This window comes from Clostridium weizhouense (genome assembly GCF_019431045.1).
GTDB classification, from domain to species: Bacteria; Bacillota; Clostridia; order Clostridiales; family Clostridiaceae; genus Clostridium; species Clostridium weizhouense.
Window position 1 is genome coordinate 1 of sequence record NZ_JAHXPT010000013.1, and the last position, 18885, is coordinate 18885.

An 18885-nucleotide genomic window follows, 5' to 3' on the forward strand; every position below is an offset into this window, starting at 1 on the left:
CATAAAAAAATCCCACCTCCATAGATAGATGAATTTATTTATTTCATCTGTCTACTTAAGTGGGATTGTATCATTTTGAGATAGCCCTATTTTTCTGATTTTTTTAAGCATATTATTTAAAACATAGCTATTTACTTTGAATAATATTCTTTACCTAAAATAAATACTTTTTTTATTTCAATATTATCATCAAATAATATTAAATCCCCATCATAACCTTCTTTAATTAACCCTTTATGGTCTGCTATTTTACAATGTTTAGCAGGATTATATGATGCCATTTTTACGATTTCATTTAAAGGTAAATCAGAATTTTTATAGATGTTATTAACAGCTTTATCAAGGGTCAAAACGGAACCCGCTAAAGAACCACTATTAACTCTAGCTACATTATTTTTTACTATAACTTCTTGTCCACCTAATGAGTATTTTCCATCAGGCATACAACATGCCATAATAGCGTCAGTTATTAATAAAACATTATCAGTTCCTTTTTGTTTATAAGCAATTCTTAATGCGGGATATGATACATGAACTCCATCAGCAATAGTTTCAGTTGTGATATTAGTATCAAATATAGTACCTATAATTCCAGGATTTCTATGATTAAAGGGTGGCATTGCATTAAAGAGATGTGTCGAATGAGATGCACCACACTTTATTGCATCAATTGTTTCTTCATAGGTAGCTTTAGTATGCCCTAGTGAACATATGACATTATTTTTAGAAAGAAATTTAATTAACTCATTAGAACCATTAATTTCTGGTGCTAATGTAATTGAAATAACACAGTCTTCACAATCTTTAACCATAGATTTATAAGTAGAAATTGATGGAGGTAAAATATAATTTGGATTTTGAGCACCAATTGCATTTGGATTTATAAAAGGACCTTCTAAGTGAATACCTAAAACATGAGCACCTTCAGCCCCATCTTCTTTTAATGTTTTTATTGCTCTCATAGATTTATTAATATCGTTTATTGATACTGTCATAGTAGTTGGTACAAAAGATGTTGTACCATGTTTAGCAATTATTTTTGAAATTGTATTAAGTGAATCTATTGTTCCATCCATAGTATCACATCCACCAGCACCATGAATATGAACATCAATGAATCCAGGGGAAAGATATAATCCTTTTGCATCTATTATCTCATCATCAGTAAAATTAGATGGATTAATTTCTTTAATTTTACCATCCTTAATAAGAACAGAACCACTTTCTATCTTGTTTAAATAAATAATATTGCAATTTTTAATTAACATAAGAAAAACCTCCTAATATTTTAAAATACGGTTATATTTTAAAATAGTGTTGATATTGTGGTATAAAGCAAATTCCAATGCCAATTCGCCCTTATACTACAATATCAACGTTCATTTAAAACATAGCATAAAATAATATTAAAAATTTAATATGTATATGGAAAAATTTAGAACAGATAAATATGTATTTAAAATTTTAGTAAATCTATAGAAATATTAAATGAGGTTATAATTATTTAAAGTAAAAATATAATTAATTTAAAAGGGGGAGATGTGTTATGTATTATTTTAATTTTATTTTGTTGGCAATTATTTTATCATTTTTAACTATATACGTATACAATATATTTAGTTTAAAAACTGCTGGAAAAGAAAATTTAAAGATTTCAAGTTTTTTTATATTATTCAGTTTACCGATAGCTTTATTTATACTTATAATTATGAGTTTATTTTTAAAATTAGCAAACTGGACATTACCAGTTAATATTTCTGCTTATAAAATTTTTATAATATCATTTGTAAGTGTATTTATAATCTTTATTGGAGAATTTATTATAAAAATATTTTTATCTAGTACAATAAGTCGATATTTAAATAGAAAATATAAGAATAATACTCTATCAGAACATCAAATGCTTGAGATAATATCAGATAAACATAGAATTATAGAGATATTTAAAATTATTTTAATGTTTTTAGTGAGTTCTGTTGTATATAGTATATTATTTAACTTATTAAACTTAGTAAGTTCAATAAGTTTGATAATAATATCATCTTTACTTACTAGTATAATCTATTTTTTTATGTTTAGAAGTAAAAAAATAATTTAAAAAATATTTTATTTCAAAATATTGACAGTCTAATTGTAAAGGATTAACATTGATATATGGTAATTACCAATCGGTAAAAATTTAACTGGTATTTATAGGAGGGGTGAGAAATGCCAAATATATTATTAACAAGAATTGACAACCGGTTAGTGCATGGTCAGGTTGGAGTGACTTGGGTAAATCATTTAGGTGCTAATTTACTTGTAGTAGCAAATGATGAGGTTGCCAAAGACCCTATTCAACAAAATCTAATGGAAATGGTTATTCCAGATACAATAGGGATAAGGTTTTTCTCAATACAAAAGACTATAAAAATAATAAACAAAGCAGCGCCAAGACAATTGATTTTTTTAGTCTGTAAGACACCACAAGATGCAGTTAGATTAGTAGAAGGCGGTGTTCCTATTAAAAAGATAAATATAGGAAATTTACATTTTAGCGAAGGCAAAAAACAAATTTCATCAACAGTTTCTATAAATGAAAATGATGTACAAGCATTTAGAAGACTTAAAGAATTGGGCATTGAATTAGAAATAAGAAGAGTACCTGATGAAGCAATAGATGAAGATATTTATAAACACATATAACCCTGTAGAATTAAGAGAATATTTTTATTTATCAAAAATATATTAATGAAGGAGGAAACTCATGTTTGTTAAAGCTTTATTAATTGCAATTTGGGCAGGTATTGCAGGAATTGACTTATTTGATGGATTAACACATATACACAGACCTATAGTAACAGGACTTGTAGTTGGTTTAATTTTAGGAGATGTACAAACTGGACTTATAGTTGGAGCTGCATTAGAACTTGTTTTTATGGGGATGGTTCCACTTGCAGGAGCTCAACCACCAAATGTAGTTATTGGGGGAATTATTGGAACAAGTATAGCTATTTTGGGTAAATTAGAACCTCAAGCGGCTGTTGGAGTAGCGATACCATTTGCTGTGGCTGTACAAGCTGCTATAACATTTATTTTTACAGCATTTTCATTTTTTATGCACAAAGCTGATACTTATGCAGAAAATGCAGATACCAGAGGTATAGATAGAATTAATTATATGGGAATGCTGTTCTTATTTGTATTTTATTTTGTAATTGCATTTTTACCAATATTCTTTGGTGCAGATAGAGCAGCAGACATTGTAAGAGCAGTTCCAGAATGGATTATTGATGGATTAAAAGTAGCTGGTGGAGTAATGCCTGCAATTGGATTTGCAATGCTATTAAAGATTATGTTAAAGAAAGAATATATGGCGTTTCTTATTATTGGTTTCTTATTTGTAACATATGGTCATATTTCAATCTTGGGATTAGCTTTAGTTGGATTAAGTATAGCATTATATGATTATTATTCAGCTAGTAATAAGCAAACAGTTAAAGTTGTAGAGGAGGAATATGAAGATGGAATCTAATGTAGTATATAAGGATCCGAGTCCTAAAAAGGTACTTACTAATAAAGATTTAAATCATATGGTTTGGCGTTCACTTTTTCTACAAGCATCATTTAATTATGAAAGAATGCAAGGTTGTGGATGGCTTTATGGGTTAATACCAGGCTTAAAGAAAATTCACACTAATAAAGAAGATCTTTCTCAAGCAATGAAAGATCACATGGAATTTTTTAATACTCATCCATTTTTAGTAACTTTTATTATGGGTTTGATATTGGCAATGGAAGAAAATAAAGAAGATAGAAATACAATTAGGGCGATAAAGGTTGCTACTATGGGACCGTTAGGTGGTATTGGAGATGCATTATTCTGGTTAACAGCTTTGCCAATTTGTGTTGGTATAGGTGCATCAATGGCTATGGAAGGAAATGTTGCAGGACCTATAGTATTCTTGATAATGTTTAATGCATTACATTTCTTCTTAAGATTCTTTTTAATGAATTATGGATATAAGACAGGAGTTAAAGCACTTTCATCATTAAAAGAGCAAACTAAAAAAATATCTCATGCAGCATCAATATTAGGATTAACAGTTGTTGGTGGATTAATAGCATCAATGGTTAATTTAAAAACAACAATGGTAATTTCAGTAGGTTCTGCAAAAGGTGATTCAGCAATAAAATTACAAGAAGGTGTTTTAGATCAAGTAATGCCTAATATGTTAGCTTTAGGTTATACATTTTTAATGTATAAGTTATTGAAGAAAGGATATTCACCGATTAAATTAATAGTAATTACAATCGCATTAGGATTAATTGCAAAATTTATACAACATATTACAGGCTTTGCAATATTATAATGATTTATGTTTTAAAACTATGTTGGTGATAAATCATAATATTAACATTATTTTAAAACATAGAATAATATAAAAATAAGTTTCGGGTGGAGTTTTAACTCCATCTGAACTTTTCAAATACTTAAAATCATTATTAAAACTAGTATGTATAAAGTATTATCAATAATAAAAGGTAAAATCTATAACTAATAATATGATATAATTATGAAAAAATAGATTAAATTGTAAAGAGGTATACTTAAATGAATAAAATTGATAAAAACTCTAAGATTCCATTATATGTACAATTAATGGATATTCTTATTAATCAAATAGAGAATTATATGGAAGAAAGTGATCAATTAGATTCTGAAAGAGAGATTTGTGAAAAATATGGTGTTAGTAGAACAACTGTAAGACAAGCGTTGGATGAATTAGAAAAACAAAAATATATATATAAAATTCATGGAAAAGGAAATTTTATATCATCAAGAAGATTTGAACAAGAGTTAATAAAAGTTTATTCATTTACTGATGAAATGAGAAAGCTAGGTAAAAAGCCTGTATCTAAATTATTAAATTTTGAAATTGCAGAACCAGATAGTAAAATATCAAGAAAATTAAAAATAAAAGAAAATGAACTGGTATATAAAATAACAAGAATAAGAATAGCAGATGATATTCCAATGATATATGAAGTGACATATTTACCATATGAGAAATTTAACAGAATGACCAAAAAAGATTTAGAAGAAAATCCTATGTATGAAATTTTTAAAAGAAATTTTAATGTTCATATAACGTCGGCAGAAGAAGCACTTGAAAGTGTTTTAATAAATAAATTAGAAAGTATTTATTTAGATGTATCACAAGGTCAACCAGGCTTGAAAATCGAAAGAACAACATATGAAAATAAGCAAGTTATTGAATATACATTAAGTATTGCAAGAGGAGATAAATTTAAATATAGAGTATGCTTAAAAAACTAATAAAAATTTTATAGAAACTGGTAATGATGACGTATCCAGTGAAGGAGGGCATTATGATTTTTGGAAAAACTATTGAAGAATTAGAAAAATTAAATTCAATAAATACAGCAAAAGAAATAAGACAACAACCTTGTTTATGGAAAGAGACATATAAAATAATTTATGATAAAAGAGATAAAATTAAATCATTTTTAAATAAAAATATATCAAAGAATACAAGAATAATATTAACAGGTGCAGGAACTTCAGATTATGTAGGACAAACTGTTTTATTAGAATTAAAAAATAAAGTAAATGCACGAATTGAAGCTATTGCTACTACTGATTTAGTATCAAACCCTAATCAATATATAGAAAAAGATACACAAACCATTTTAGTATCTTATGCAAGATCAGGAAATTCACCAGAAAGTGTTGGAACATATGATTTATTTGAAGAGAATGTTACTAATATATCACAAGTGGTAATTACCTGTAACAAAGATGGAGAATTAGCTAAAAAGGCTATTAAAAATAATAAGGATTTAGTATTGTTTATGCCAGAAGAATCAGATGATAAAGGGTTTGCGATGACAAGTTCTTTTAGCTCTATGTTATTAGCGACAATATTAATGTTTGATATAGATAATATAGAGAAGAATAGAGAATTTGTTGATTTAATATCAGAACAAGCAGAATGTATTTTAGAGAATAAGTGGACTGATGTTTATGACTTGGTTAATTATGGATGCAATAGAGTTGTTTATTTAGGATCAGGAATATTAAAGGGTTTAGCTCAAGAGATGGCACTAAAAAGTTTAGAACTTACAAGTGGTAAAATAGTAACAATATTTGAATCTGTTATGGGATTTAGACATGGTCCTAAGTCAATAATTAATGATGATACTTTGGTTATTATTATGAATTCTATAGATAAATATACTAACCTTTATGATTTAGATTTAATAAATGAAATATATAATGATTCTGGAAATCATAAGCTTGCAGTAATAAGTTATGAAAAGAATGAAAAATTAAAAAATAGGTGTAATAAATATATAGAGATCGATGGTAAAAATGTACCAGAAGTTTATACAGTGTTTAATTATATGTTATTTGGACAAATGTTCGGATTATTTAATTCAATAAAACTTAAAATATCTCCAGATAATCCAAGACCAGATGGTACTGTTAATAGAGTTGTTAAAGGAGTGTATATTCATAAATATGGTGATAGGGAGAAAGAGCAATGATAGGATTGATTATTATTGGACATGGAATTTTCCCGACAGGAATACTTAGTTCATTAAAATTAATTGCAGGAGAACAAAAAGGGGTCATAGGAGTAAATTTTGAATGTGGACAAGGAGTGGATATATTAAAAAAGAATATTGAAAATGCTATTGATAGTCTTAATACAGATGAAGTATTAATTTTATCAGATTTAGCAGGAGGTTCACCGTTTAATGTATCTGTTATTATTAGTGAAAATAGAAAAGATAAAAAAATTAGAGTTATATCTGGAGTAAACTTACCTATGGCATTAGAGGCATCTTTATCAAGGAATGATCATACGATGGAAAAATTAGTTGAAGCTATTAAAACTGCTGCAACTATAGGAATTAGAGAATATAAGAAAAAAGAAATAAAAGAATCTGTAGAAATTTGTGATGGAATATAAATGTTAAAAAAGTTGGATTTAACTTATAAGAAAGGAGATATGTTATGCATAAAATACTTTCAACAAAGGAAATGTTATTAAAAGCACAAAAAGAAGGATATGCTGTACCTGCTTTTAATATACACAACTTAGAAACATTACAAGTGGTTGTTGATACAGCCATGAAAATGAGATCACCTGTAATTATAGCAGGAACTCCATCTACAATAGAATATGCAGGTGGGGCTTATATAGAAGCGATGGCAGAGGTGGCAGCAAAAAAATATGATATACCTATAGCTATTCACTTAGATCATTTTGAAGATATAAATGAAATAAAGAAAAATATTGATATTGGATTTAGATCATGTATGATTGATGCATCTAGAGAAGAATTTGAAATTAATATTATAAAGGTAAAAGAAGTAGTAGAATATGCACATAAATATGATGCTACTGTTGAAGCAGAACTTGGAAAACTTGGAGGTAAAGAAGATAATTTAATAGTATATGAAAAAGATGCAATGTATACAAATCCAGAGGATGCAGTAGAATTTGTAAAAAGGACAGGTGTAGATTCTTTAGCTATAGCAATAGGAACAGCACATGGATTATATAAAGGAAAGGCAAAGTTAGATTTTGAAAGACTAAAAGAAATAAGAAATAAAGTAAGTGTGCCTTTAGTATTGCATGGAGCATCAGATGTTCCAGATGAATTAGTTAAAAAGGCAATTTCACTTGGAATATGTAAAGTTAATATAGCTACAGATTTAAAAATACCTTTTTCAGATGCTGTTAAACAATACTTCAAAATAAATCCCAAGGCAAATGATCCAAGAAAATATATGACTCCGGGGAAAGACGCAATGAAAAAAATAGTAGAACACAAAATAGAAGTTTGTGGAAGTGCCAATAGATATTGAGGTAGATGCTATGTTTTAAGTGAAATGTTGATATATACATAAACAAAGATGGACAGAGATGAAATAGGAAACTCGACTCATGTACATTCGCTGAGTAAGTTCAAGTAACAAAATATAAAATTGCACTCTGTGAAAGTTCGAAGAACCAAATATAAAATTTGGATTCTCACTTTTGACTTTCAGTTAAGAATTCTAAAAGTCAAATTACAATGCACTTTGTCTATTGTATATATCAACTTATACTTAAAATATAGAGCAATAAATGGATTTTATTAAAAAAGGAGCAAAATAATATGATATTAGTTATAAATCTTAATGCTTCTATAGATAAAAGATATGAAATTGAGGATATAAAAAAAGGCCAAGTAATAAGAGCAAGATATGTGGAAAATACTCCCGGAGGCAAAGGGTTACATGTTGCAAATGTAGCTACTATATTAAATGAGGACTGTATAGTGACAGGATTACTTGGGGGGAAGAGTGGAGAATTTATTGAGGAGAAGCTTAAGGATTATGGAATAAAGAATGATTTTACAAAAATAAATGGAGATACAAGAGAGTGTCTAGCATTTATTACAGATGATCTTGTTCAAACAGAAATACTTGAACCAGGTCCAGAGGTAACAAAAAGAGAGCAAGAACATTTTTTAAATAAATATAATGAATTACTTGAAAAGGCTAATGTAATTGTAGCATCTGGAAGTCTTCCAAGGAATGTACCTAAAAATTTTTATAGAACGCTAATAGAATGTGCTAATATTAAAGGAAAAAAATTTTTATTAGATGCTAGTGGTAAAGCATTAAAAGAAGGTATAGAGGGTAAACCATATTTTATTAAACCTAATAAATATGAAATAGAAGCTTTAACAGGTAGAGAAATTTTATGTGAAGAAGATGCTATAAGAGAAATAAAAAATTTACAAAATAGGGGAATAAAATTTATTGCATTATCTTTAGGGGAAAAGGGGTCAATTATTGGTTTTGAAGAAAAGTTTTACAAAGTAACTATTCCTAAAGTTAATGTTGTAAACCCAGTTGGTTCAGGTGATGCTTATGTAGGAGGGATAGCAGTAGCAATTCAAAGAGAATATGATATTATAAATATTTTAAAATTAGCATCAGCTTGTGGGACCTCAAATGCAATGGAAAAAGAAACAGGATTTATAAAAAAAACTGTAGTGGATGATTTATTTAATAAAATCATTATAGAAGAAATATAACATTTTTATTATTTTAAATATAGCCTAAAAAATAAATTACTTGACTTGTGCACTAAATTGAGTAATTTTACCAACTGGCTTAAAATCAAGGTTTATTAAATATCAAATAATAGATTTTAGATATACTCTACTCAATCTTTTGTATAAATTTGGTTTATTTTTGAAATATAACAAGTTAAAATCTATTTAATTCTAAAATTTATGCTTAAAAATAATAGAATGTTGGCTTTTTGGAACATATATCCAAATCACTGCACAAGTCTAGTAAATTATAAAGAATACCTTACCCATTTTATATAAATAAAGGTAAAAATCTTAAAAATACATTTATGTATTTAAGATTTTCACCTTTTTAATTTTACAATAAATTACAGTGTTCTTAAAACTTTAATGTCTTATAAAAATTATTATTTTTAAACACCTTTATGTTTTTCGTTAGCTAATCCTCTTTCAGCCAAAATTTCATAAATAGTTTTTGATGTAGTATCATTTAATGAATATCCTAACAAAGAAACAATTTCATCTAATTTATCTTCAGAATTGGTTTCAATCTCAAGATAAGGAAAAGGACAAAAAGATTTATCATTTATATCTATTTCAACTAATGAATCTTTTATTTTATAGCTTTCACGATATTTTTTATTTGATTCTTTCAATATTAATCCAAGAGATTTAAAAATTCCTTCGGCCATTTTTTTATTATCTACTATTACTTCATTTTCTTCCATAACTTTAAATCTATCTTGAGATAACATCTTTTTAGTAGTCATGTAATATACAACTTTATTATTAAGGTTATCATTAACAGTCCTTATACGGGCATAGCCTTTCTTGTTTAGAAGTCTTCCATCTTCAAAGTCATATATATCATTAACTTGATCTTCTTTTTTGACATTTTCTGCACCGTGAGATAAAAGTATCTTTATTATATTATCAACGTCAATATCAACAATTCTAGTTTCTAATTCTTGCATATATAAATCCTCCAGTAAAAAATTTAGGTATAATTATTAAACCTAAGTAATTTAATGTTATAATATAATTCTTGAAATTGCTAGTATATTAATTAGTGTTTTGAGTTTTTTTATAATTAAAAAATTGTATAATATTTAAGGAAACGGATATGTTTTTATAAATATAGGTAATAAAGGAGAGAAAATATGGAATACATAAGTGAGATAAATATAAATGAAGCAGTTATACATATATTAGATAAAAATGGTTCGGAGCCTGTATTGAATGAATATAGCTTAGAGTTAAATGAGGATATATATAAATTTTTATATAAGCATGTAGAGAAGTGCTTAAAGGATGAAGAACTTAAGTATGGTGTATTTATTCAGGGTACTAATACTGTGAAAGAATGTGTTCAAGACTATTTAAATGGTATAGATGATGATTTGATATCTATTTCAAAAAAATTAGCTAAACAGCTATTTGCTGTAATGCAAATGGATGAAAATATTCCGTCAAGTGATTTAATTGTTATATCTTTAATTACAGATAAAGGGCCAATGATTGGTATTTTAAAGATGGATTATATTAAAAATTTCACCCATGAAATTCAATTTATAGATGAGAAAATAGGGATAGGAATAGTACCACAATCAGCAGGTCTTCCAGGAAGTGGTCAAAAAATACAAAAGGCAGCATTTATAAAGCCAATTAGAGAAGATGAAAGATATAATTTAATGATATTAGATAAGCAAAAAAGAAGTAAAGAAGAAGAGGAAATGGGAATAAATTATTTCTTAAATGATTTCTTGTATGCAAAAATAATAACTAATGAGAGAGATATGACCAAAACATTCTTAAAAGCTACCGAAGAATGGACTAGAAAAAATATAGAAAATGATGCTGAAAAAGCGGAAGTAATCAGAAGTACAGTTAAAAGTAAATTAAAAGAAGATGATAGTATAAATATAGATGATTTATCAAAGGCACTTTTTAAAGAGCATCCTCAAGTAAAAGAAGATTTTTCTAACTTTGTTAAAGCACAGGGGTTAGAGGAAGAAGTTTTAATTGATAAGACCTGGGTAGAAAAAAAGCTTAAAAGAGTTAGATTAAATATTGATAAACAAATTGATTTATACATAAATGAAGAAACATATCATGATGATAGTAAATTTGAAATTCAAAGAAATGGTGATGGAACTATAAATTTAGTAGTTAAAAATGTTATGAACTATATAGAAAAATAGTGTTTAATACTATAATATAAAAAATTAATTTACTTATAAAAACAGTCTCAAACTATTTTGAGACTGTTTTTGGTATATTATATTGAATTTAGTTGTTCTTCATTTAATGCAATTAAATTTTTCATATTTCTTTTATTTTCATACATTAATTTATCGGATCGAGATATTAAATCATTTAAATTTATGTCTTGATCAAATTTAAAGTTGTCATATCCTATTGCAGCACTAAGTTTAAGAGGTGAATTTAAATTATGTGCTTTAATCATAGAATGTAATGTATTAAGTTTATTTTTTAAGTTTTTTTCAGAAACATTAAGTAAAATAGCTATGAATTCATCTCCACCAATGCGGTAACAATGTGCAATTTCGCTGAAGTTTTTATTTAAAATATTAGCAAATGAATTTATTAATTTATCACCACTGCTATGTCCTAAAGTATCATTGATTTCTTTGAGATTATTAATATCCATAGATAAACACCATATTGAATCATATGAATTTAAATTTCTATTTACATGTACAATTTTTTCTTCAAATGCAGCTCTATTTTCAAGAGATGTCATTATATCAGTAAAAGCCATTCTTTCATAAATTGTAGATTGTATTGATGAACGATAGTAATTAAAATGTGAATTTATAACATACCCTAGTTGTATCATTATAAAGAATAATACACCTATTTGAAAACATATACCATAATACGTGGAAATATAAAGATAAAATAATGTTATATCTATTAATGTTCCAATTAACATTGGTATTATTGAAATTTCAAAATATTTACTTCCTATATTTCTATTTTTTCTAGAATTTATTATTATATATAAACATAAAATGCTATTTGTAATTATTAGAATATGTGAAATAAATAACATACTTCTAAAATCAAATACACCTAAAAAATTCAAAACAACTTGTACAATAAAATTAGTTAAATCTAAATAAATTATTGGGACCAATATTTGAGTATATTTTTTATTTGTTGTTTCTAACATTATCATAATTATTGGTATTGAAACTAACATTAATGACATAAATGTTAAGTTGTTAAGTAAATAAGTATTTGGTAGTAGTAATTGCAATATATTTGTTTCAGAAATTGAATATGTAGTTGCTAACAATGCAAATAATCCTATTGAAAGTAAATGAAATAAATTATTTACTTTTTTTAATAGTGCTATCCCTAAAATATTAAATATTATTATTGTAAAGTTAATCATCAAAAATAATATAATATAATTTAAAATTTGACTAGATATAAGATTGTAAATTATTTCGGATTTGGTTCCTATTAATGGTGTTTTTATATCATAAGGTAAATAAGGATTTTCTCCCATCTCTACCTTGAAAGTCAAATTCTTATTATAAAGTTCACTAGGTAACTTAATCATATGTAAAGTACTTTTACCACGATTTGAAAATTTATCATAACTATCATCAGAAAAATTATATATTAAATTATCATTTATATACACATCTAAATTAGCAAATCCTGTACGTAAACATAATAGTTTATCGTTACTAAAATTATCATCTTTAATAGTTTTAGAAAAAGAATAAATAGTATCTTTAGAATACTTTAGATTAAGAGGAAATTTAATGATGTCTTGTTCTTCAGTACGTTTATTTATAAAAAGCCAATCATTATTTAAATTAATAGCATTTTTCCCGATAAATGTATTGCTATTATAGTTCATAAAAATACCAGAAATAATAATTGATATTAAAAAAAGAACTACAGAAAATACTAGTAGCTTTACAATAAGATTTTTATGATCTATTTTTATTAATTTATTCATATTAACACCACCTTGAATTGTAACAATTGAAAGGTTTTCGAATTATAAAATATAATTATATTAATTTATAAATTTAATATATATTTTAGTGTAATATTTTTATTTAGAAAATTTTTAATTATATAATAAATTATACCATATTTTTTATTCTTTACATATAAATAATGTTATTAAAATGAAAAAGATGGTAGATAAAAATACTTTATCTACCATCTTTTTTAGATTATTTATTTCATCAATTTTACGAGTACGGCCTTTTGTGCATGTAATCTATTTTCAGATTCATCAAATATTTCTGATGAATGTTCTTCTAAAACTTTAGTTGTTATTTCTTCTTCTCTATGTGCAGGTAGACAATGAAGTACAATAGCATCATTTTTAGCTACACTCATTAGATTATCATTTACTTGGAACCCGTTAAATGCTTTAATTCTTGCTAATTGTTCTTTTTCTTGCCCCATGCTTGCCCATACATCAGTAATAATAACATCAGCATTTTTAGCAGCTTCTAAAGGAGAGGTTGTTTTTGTGAATTTAACATTTTCTTTTTCAGCAATTTCTTTAGCACGATTTAAATATTTTTCATTAGCGGTATAATTTTCTGGTGATGCAATAGAAAAATTCATTCCAACTTTTAAGCAACCAACCATTAAAGAATTTGCCATATTATTACCATCACCAATAAATGCTACATTTAAACCTTCAAGAATATTTTTATATTCCCTAATTGTCATTAAATCAGCTAAAACTTGGCAAGGATGTTCTTCATCAGTTAATCCATTTATAATAGGGATTGACGAATTCTTAGCTAAAACTTCAATATCTTCTTGAGAATAAGTTCTAATCATTATTCCATCTAAAAATCTAGAAAGAACTCTTGCAGTATCTTGAATTGGTTCACCTCTACCAATTTGTAAGTCTTTATTACTTAGAAATAAAGCATTTCCACCTAATTGATACATACCAACTTCAAAAGATACTCTTGTTCTAGTTGAAGATTTTTCAAAAATCATTCCTAAACTTTTTCCTTTTAAATGATGATGTTCTATACCATGTTTTTGTTCATATTTTAGCTGATCCGCTAAATTTAATATATCTAAAATCTCTTCTTTAGAGAGATCATCCATTTTTAATAAATCTTTTTGCATATAAAATAACCTCCATTTTATTCCTAATTTAAATTTAATTTAATTCTATGTTTTAAGTGAGTATTGATATTTTAAAACATAGAATTATTGGTTAATAGAATTTAGTACATTAAGTAATATATCTATACCATATTTTAATTCATCATTACTTATTATTAAAGGTGGTAATAATCTTACTGTATCTTTACCAGCTGTAAGTACTAATAATCCGTTTTTTAGAGCTTCTTTTTGAACTAATGAAGGAGAACATTTAGTTTTAATACCAATCATTAATCCCATACCCCTAACTTCTAATATTTGATGATTATTAGATTTTGTTAATAGGTCTTTTACGTAAGCACCTTTTTTAGATATTTCATCAAAAGATTTTTCTGTGCAAAGAGTATCAAGTACAACTAATGCACCAGCACAAGCAACTGGATTTCCACCAAATGTAGAACCATGATCGCCAGGATTAAATACATTTTCCACTTTCTTAGAACAAAGAACTCCTCCAATAGGAAGACCAGCTCCTAAACCTTTAGCAACAGTAACTATATCAGCATTAATATCAAAATTATTGTAACCAAACATTTTTCCTGTTCTACCAATACCACATTGAACCTCATCAAATATTACAAGTATGTCTTTCTCATTACATATTTCCACTAAACTTTGTACAAACTCTTTATTAAGTGGAAGTACACCACCTTCACCTTGAATAGCTTCTAACATAATAGCACAAACATCAGAGGTTAATTTTGCTTTAAAATCATCAAGATCATTTGCATTTATATAATTAAATCCTTCTGTGAATGGAAAGAAATATTGATGAAATTTATCTTGACCAGTAGCTTTTAATGTAGTTATAGTTCTTCCATGAAAAGATTGTACTAAAGAAAGAATAGTAGACCTTCCTTTTCCATACTTATCATAACTATATTTTCTAGCAAGTTTTATTGCACCTTCATTAGCTTCAGCTCCTGAGTTTGCTAAAAATACTTTGCTCATTTCAGAGATTTTAGTTAATTTTTTAGCAAGTTTAACAGTTGTATTATTAAGAAATATATTAGATGAATGTTGAAGTGTTTTCATTTGGTTAGTAGTAGATTCAATCCAAGTTTTATGATTATAACCTAAACTATTTACACCTATACCACTTGTAAAATCTAAATATTTATTATTATTTGTATCATAAAGGTAAACACCATTACCATAAGATATTACTGGTTCTAAAAAATTATAAGAATTGACTAAGCATTCTTTTGCTTCATTAAAATCATATGACATAAAAAGTACCTCCCATATAAAGTGATTTTTACTCTGTTTTAATAAATCATAGTTCCTATACCTTCATGAGAAAATAATTCTAAAAGAATAGAGTGGGGGATACGTCCATCAAGAATAGTTGCGTTTTCAACACCCATTCTAATTGCTTCTACACAACAATCAACTTTAGGAATCATACCACCTTTTATTACTCCCTCTAAAGAAAGTTTTGGAATTTGATGTAGTCTTAATACACTTAAAAGAGAATCACTATCACTAGGGTCCATAAGCACTCCTGGTACATCAGTAAGCAGTATTAATTTTTGAGCTTTTAATGCAGCAGCTATTTTTGAAGCGCATATATCTGCATTTATATTGTAGGATTTATTATCCTCTTCACCTAAAGCAATGCTTCCAACAACAGGGATATAACCAGCTGATAGAGTTGTATTTAAAATATTAGTATCTACAGCAGTTATTTCACCAACATATCCTAAGTCTATATCAGATTTAAGTTTTTTAGCTTTAAGAAGACAACCATCAATTCCACATAGCCCAATAGCTTTACCACCGAATTTTTCTATCAATGAAACTAAATTTTTATTTACTTTTCCTCCCAAAACCATTTGTACTATATCCATAGTATCTTCATCTGTATATCTTAATCCGTTAATAAATTCACTTTTTTTATTTAGTTTATTTAAAAAGTCTGATATATCAGGACCACCCCCATGTACTACAACAGGATTAATACCAACGCATTTCATTAAAATAATATCATTTATTACAGTTTCTCTAAGTTTATCACTTATCATTGCATTTCCACCATATTTAACAACTATAGTTTTCCCATAGTATCTTTGAATATAAGGCAGAGCATCAATTAATACTTCAGCTCTTTCATTATGATTCAATTAAATACACCCCCTATATTTATTTAATTACATATTGCTTTAACTTCTATAATCACCATTAATTTTTACGTAATCGTAGCTTAAATCACATCCCCAAACGCAAGCATTACCATCACCTAAAAATAAATCTACTTTAATAGTAATTTCATCTTGAATAAGTATTTCCTTTGCTTTACTTTCATTAAATTCTATTGATGTTCCGTGTTCACATACTTTAATAGAACCAGCACAACTTTCAAAATAAACATCAACTTTATTAGGATCAAAATCGATTTGTGCATATCCTAAAGAACATAAGATTCTTCCCCAATTAGCATCGCTACCAAATATAGCTGTTTTAACTAAATTTGAATTAACTATGCTTTTTCCTAAAGTTACTGCATCATCTTCGGTTTTTGCACCTGATATTTTACATTCAATTAGTTTGGTAGCACCTTCACCATCTTTAGCAATATTTTTAGAAAGTTTTATATTTAAATCATTTAAAGCATTTAAAAATGTTTCATATTTTTCGTCTTTTTCAGTAATTGGATCATTTTTAGCAAGTCCGTTAGCTAAAATTAATACCATATCATTTGTGCTTGTATCACCATCAACGCTAACTCTGTTATAGCTTATTTTTACACTTGATTTTAATGCTTCATTAAGTAATTCAGGAGAAATATCTAAATCTGTTGTTATAAATGAGAGCATGGTTCCCATATTAGGTTCAATCATTCCAGAGCCTTTTGCCATAGCACCTAATGTTATTTTTACATCTCCAATATAAAATTCTAATGCTAATTGCTTTTTAAATGTATCTGTTGTCATAATGGCAGAAGAAGCATCTTCATATCCTTCTTTAGCTAATTCTTTAGTAAGTAAAGGAATACCATCTTTTATAGCATCTATATTTAAAGGAACTCCAATTACCCCAGTTGATGCAACTAAAACATCATCAGTTTTTATATTTAATTCTTTTGCTTGAAGCATAGCCATTTTTTTAGCTTTTTTTAATCCATCTTCTCCATTACAAGTATTTGCATTACCGCTATTAACTATAATTGCTCTTGCTTTTTTATTTAATAAATGCTCTTTTGTTATATAAAGTGGAGCACCTTTAACTTTATTTTTTGTAAAAACTCCAGCAGCATTTGAAGGAACTTCGGAATAGATTAAAGCTAAATCTTTTTTTATTGTACTTTTTTTTAATCCACAATGTATTCCAGAAGCTAAAAATCCTTGTGGAGAAGTTACTCCACCTTGTATATAATTAATATCCAAAATTATAACCCCCTTCTCAATATAAAATTTATAATCGATAATTTTAGAATAATTTCTATGTTATTTTAATTTTATTAATTTATGTTTTAAATGTTAGTTAATAGTATAGTATTATGGAATAAACATAATCTTAAAACATAATATTTTTTATTTATTGCTTAAAATGTATATATTATTAAAAAGCTGGTGAAATTATCTTTAATCCATCATCTTCATTAAAACCTAAAATAAGATTCATATTTTGGATTGCTTGCCCAGCTGCTCCTTTAATCATATTATCAATTGTACTTATAATTATTATTTGATTTTTTCTATGATTTAAATGTAGAGAAATATGGCAATTATTTGATAAACGTATATTTTTAATTGCTGCAATTTCTCCTAATGGTAATATGTGAACAAATGGAGCATCTTTGTAAAAGTCATTATATAATTTGTGTATATATTCAAGGTCTATATTATCCTTTGGAGTACAGTAAATTGTTGAAAGTATTCCTCTGTTTATTGGAAGTAGGTGAGGAGTAAATGTAACATTAACTTTTTCATTAGCTATAAATGATAATATTTCTTCAATTTCAGGAGTATGTCTATGATCACCTATTTTATATGGAGCAAATGATTCATTTTCTTCTGGAAAATGAGTACCTAAACTTAATGATCTTCCAGCACCTGTTGTACCAGACTTTGAATCACAAATAATATTATTTGTATCTATTAAAGAATTTTTTAATAATGGCATTAATCCAAGTTCTATACTAGTGGGATAACAACCAGGATTAGCAATTAAATGAGAGGTTTTAATTTTTTCTTTATTTAATTCAGGAAGTCCATATACACTTTTCTTATGAAGTTCAGGCTCAGAAAACTCTTTTCCATACCAAAATTTATATTCATTTTCATCACTTAATCTAAAATCTGCTCCTAAATCTATACAAATTTTTTTATTATCAATCACTTCTTTAGCTATATCTTCACTTAGCCCATGTGGAAGTGCAGTAAATATAACATCACATTTTTTAACAACCTCATTCATATTTTCACAAATAAGATTTGTTTTATTAAAAAAGTTTTTATATATACTATCAATTTCTTGCCCTTCAAAAGAAACGGAGCTGATAGCTCCAATCTCTATTTTAGGGTGGTTTAATAGTAGTCTTAAAAGTTCACAACCAACATATCCAGTAGCTCCAATTATTCCAACCTTAATCAT

The 18885-nt window shown here is 26.7% G+C and carries 18 protein-coding genes; 10 read left to right on the forward strand and 8 right to left on the reverse strand.

Annotation, left to right across the window (positions count from 1 at the left end):
* Window positions 1-131: 131 nt before the first annotated feature.
* Window positions 132-1268: an N-acetylglucosamine-6-phosphate deacetylase gene (nagA, locus tag KYD98_RS14455; protein ID WP_219780760.1), complete on the reverse strand. Its 1137-nt coding sequence runs from the start codon at window positions 1266-1268 to the stop codon at window positions 132-134.
* 278 nt (window positions 1269-1546) lie between these two features.
* On the opposite strand from nagA, the gene KYD98_RS14460 reads away from it, so the two are divergent.
* The 9 genes from KYD98_RS14460 (at window position 1547) to KYD98_RS14500 (ending at window position 9102) form a co-directional block, all read left to right on the forward strand.
* Window positions 1547-2098 (forward strand): hypothetical protein, encoded by a 552-nt coding sequence (locus KYD98_RS14460; protein ID WP_219780761.1) that lies wholly within the window; start codon window positions 1547-1549, stop codon window positions 2096-2098.
* A gap of 110 nt (window positions 2099-2208) precedes the next feature.
* The gene (gene agaV / locus KYD98_RS14465) at window positions 2209-2685 is read left to right on the forward strand and encodes a PTS N-acetylgalactosamine transporter subunit IIB (RefSeq protein ID WP_219780762.1); all 477 of its coding nucleotides are present in this window, start codon (window positions 2209-2211) and stop codon (window positions 2683-2685) included.
* A gap of 61 nt (window positions 2686-2746) precedes the next feature.
* Window positions 2747-3514, forward strand: a complete 768-nt coding sequence (gene agaW, locus KYD98_RS14470; RefSeq protein WP_219780763.1) for a PTS N-acetylgalactosamine transporter subunit IIC — start codon at window positions 2747-2749, stop codon at window positions 3512-3514.
* Window positions 3504-4352, forward strand: a complete 849-nt coding sequence (locus tag KYD98_RS14475) for a PTS system mannose/fructose/sorbose family transporter subunit IID (protein ID WP_219780764.1) — start codon at window positions 3504-3506, stop codon at window positions 4350-4352. Before agaW ends, KYD98_RS14475 begins: the two co-directional genes overlap by 11 nt.
* Window positions 4353-4594: 242 nt before the next feature.
* Complete coding sequence (locus tag KYD98_RS14480) at window positions 4595-5320, forward strand: GntR family transcriptional regulator (RefSeq protein WP_219780765.1); 726 nt, start codon at window positions 4595-4597, stop codon at window positions 5318-5320.
* 53 nt (window positions 5321-5373) lie between these two features.
* A complete protein-coding gene (locus tag KYD98_RS14485; RefSeq protein WP_219780766.1) occupies window positions 5374-6552 on the forward strand; it encodes an SIS domain-containing protein in 1179 nt (392 codons plus the stop codon).
* Complete coding sequence (locus tag KYD98_RS14490; protein WP_219780767.1) at window positions 6549-6980, forward strand: PTS sugar transporter subunit IIA; 432 nt, start codon at window positions 6549-6551, stop codon at window positions 6978-6980. The genes KYD98_RS14485 and KYD98_RS14490 overlap by 4 nt, the downstream gene beginning before the upstream one ends.
* Before the next feature lie 44 nt (window positions 6981-7024).
* Window positions 7025-7882: a tagatose bisphosphate family class II aldolase gene (locus KYD98_RS14495; RefSeq protein ID WP_219780768.1), complete on the forward strand. Its 858-nt coding sequence runs from the start codon at window positions 7025-7027 to the stop codon at window positions 7880-7882.
* 293 nt (window positions 7883-8175) lie between these two features.
* A complete protein-coding gene (locus KYD98_RS14500; RefSeq protein WP_219780769.1) occupies window positions 8176-9102 on the forward strand; it encodes a 1-phosphofructokinase family hexose kinase in 927 nt (308 codons plus the stop codon).
* A 413-nt stretch (window positions 9103-9515) separates the two neighbouring features.
* Here KYD98_RS14500 and KYD98_RS14505 read toward each other — a convergent pair whose 3' ends face one another.
* Window positions 9516-10076 carry a class IV adenylate cyclase gene (locus KYD98_RS14505; RefSeq protein ID WP_219780770.1) on the reverse strand — a complete coding sequence of 187 codons (561 nt, stop codon included), beginning with the start codon at window positions 10074-10076 and terminating at the stop codon, window positions 9516-9518.
* Between the two features lie 186 nt (window positions 10077-10262).
* Between KYD98_RS14505 and KYD98_RS14510 the strand changes: the two genes are divergently transcribed.
* Window positions 10263-11303 (forward strand): nucleoid-associated protein, encoded by a 1041-nt coding sequence (locus tag KYD98_RS14510; protein ID WP_219780771.1) that lies wholly within the window; start codon window positions 10263-10265, stop codon window positions 11301-11303.
* Between the two features lie 77 nt (window positions 11304-11380).
* Here KYD98_RS14510 and KYD98_RS14515 read toward each other — a convergent pair whose 3' ends face one another.
* The 6 genes from KYD98_RS14515 to argC all read right to left on the reverse strand — a co-directional run bounded on the left by KYD98_RS14515 (window position 11381) and on the right by argC (window position 18885).
* Window positions 11381-13102, reverse strand: a complete 1722-nt coding sequence (locus KYD98_RS14515; protein WP_219780772.1) for a diguanylate cyclase domain-containing protein — start codon at window positions 13100-13102, stop codon at window positions 11381-11383.
* Window positions 13103-13329: 227 nt separating this feature from the next.
* The gene (gene argF, locus KYD98_RS14520) at window positions 13330-14250 is read right to left on the reverse strand and encodes an ornithine carbamoyltransferase (protein WP_219780773.1); all 921 of its coding nucleotides are present in this window, start codon (window positions 14248-14250) and stop codon (window positions 13330-13332) included.
* A gap of 84 nt (window positions 14251-14334) precedes the next feature.
* Complete coding sequence (locus KYD98_RS14525) at window positions 14335-15519, reverse strand: aspartate aminotransferase family protein (RefSeq protein WP_219780774.1); 1185 nt, start codon at window positions 15517-15519, stop codon at window positions 14335-14337.
* Between the two features lie 38 nt (window positions 15520-15557).
* On the reverse strand, window positions 15558-16412 hold the full coding sequence (argB, locus tag KYD98_RS14530; RefSeq protein WP_219780775.1) for an acetylglutamate kinase: 855 nt from the start codon (window positions 16410-16412) through the stop codon (window positions 15558-15560).
* A gap of 39 nt (window positions 16413-16451) precedes the next feature.
* Entirely contained in the window at window positions 16452-17675 is a 1224-nt protein-coding gene (gene argJ, locus KYD98_RS14535; protein ID WP_219780776.1) for a bifunctional glutamate N-acetyltransferase/amino-acid acetyltransferase ArgJ, read from the reverse strand.
* A gap of 175 nt (window positions 17676-17850) precedes the next feature.
* Window positions 17851-18885: an N-acetyl-gamma-glutamyl-phosphate reductase gene (gene argC / locus KYD98_RS14540; protein WP_219780777.1), complete on the reverse strand. Its 1035-nt coding sequence runs from the start codon at window positions 18883-18885 to the stop codon at window positions 17851-17853.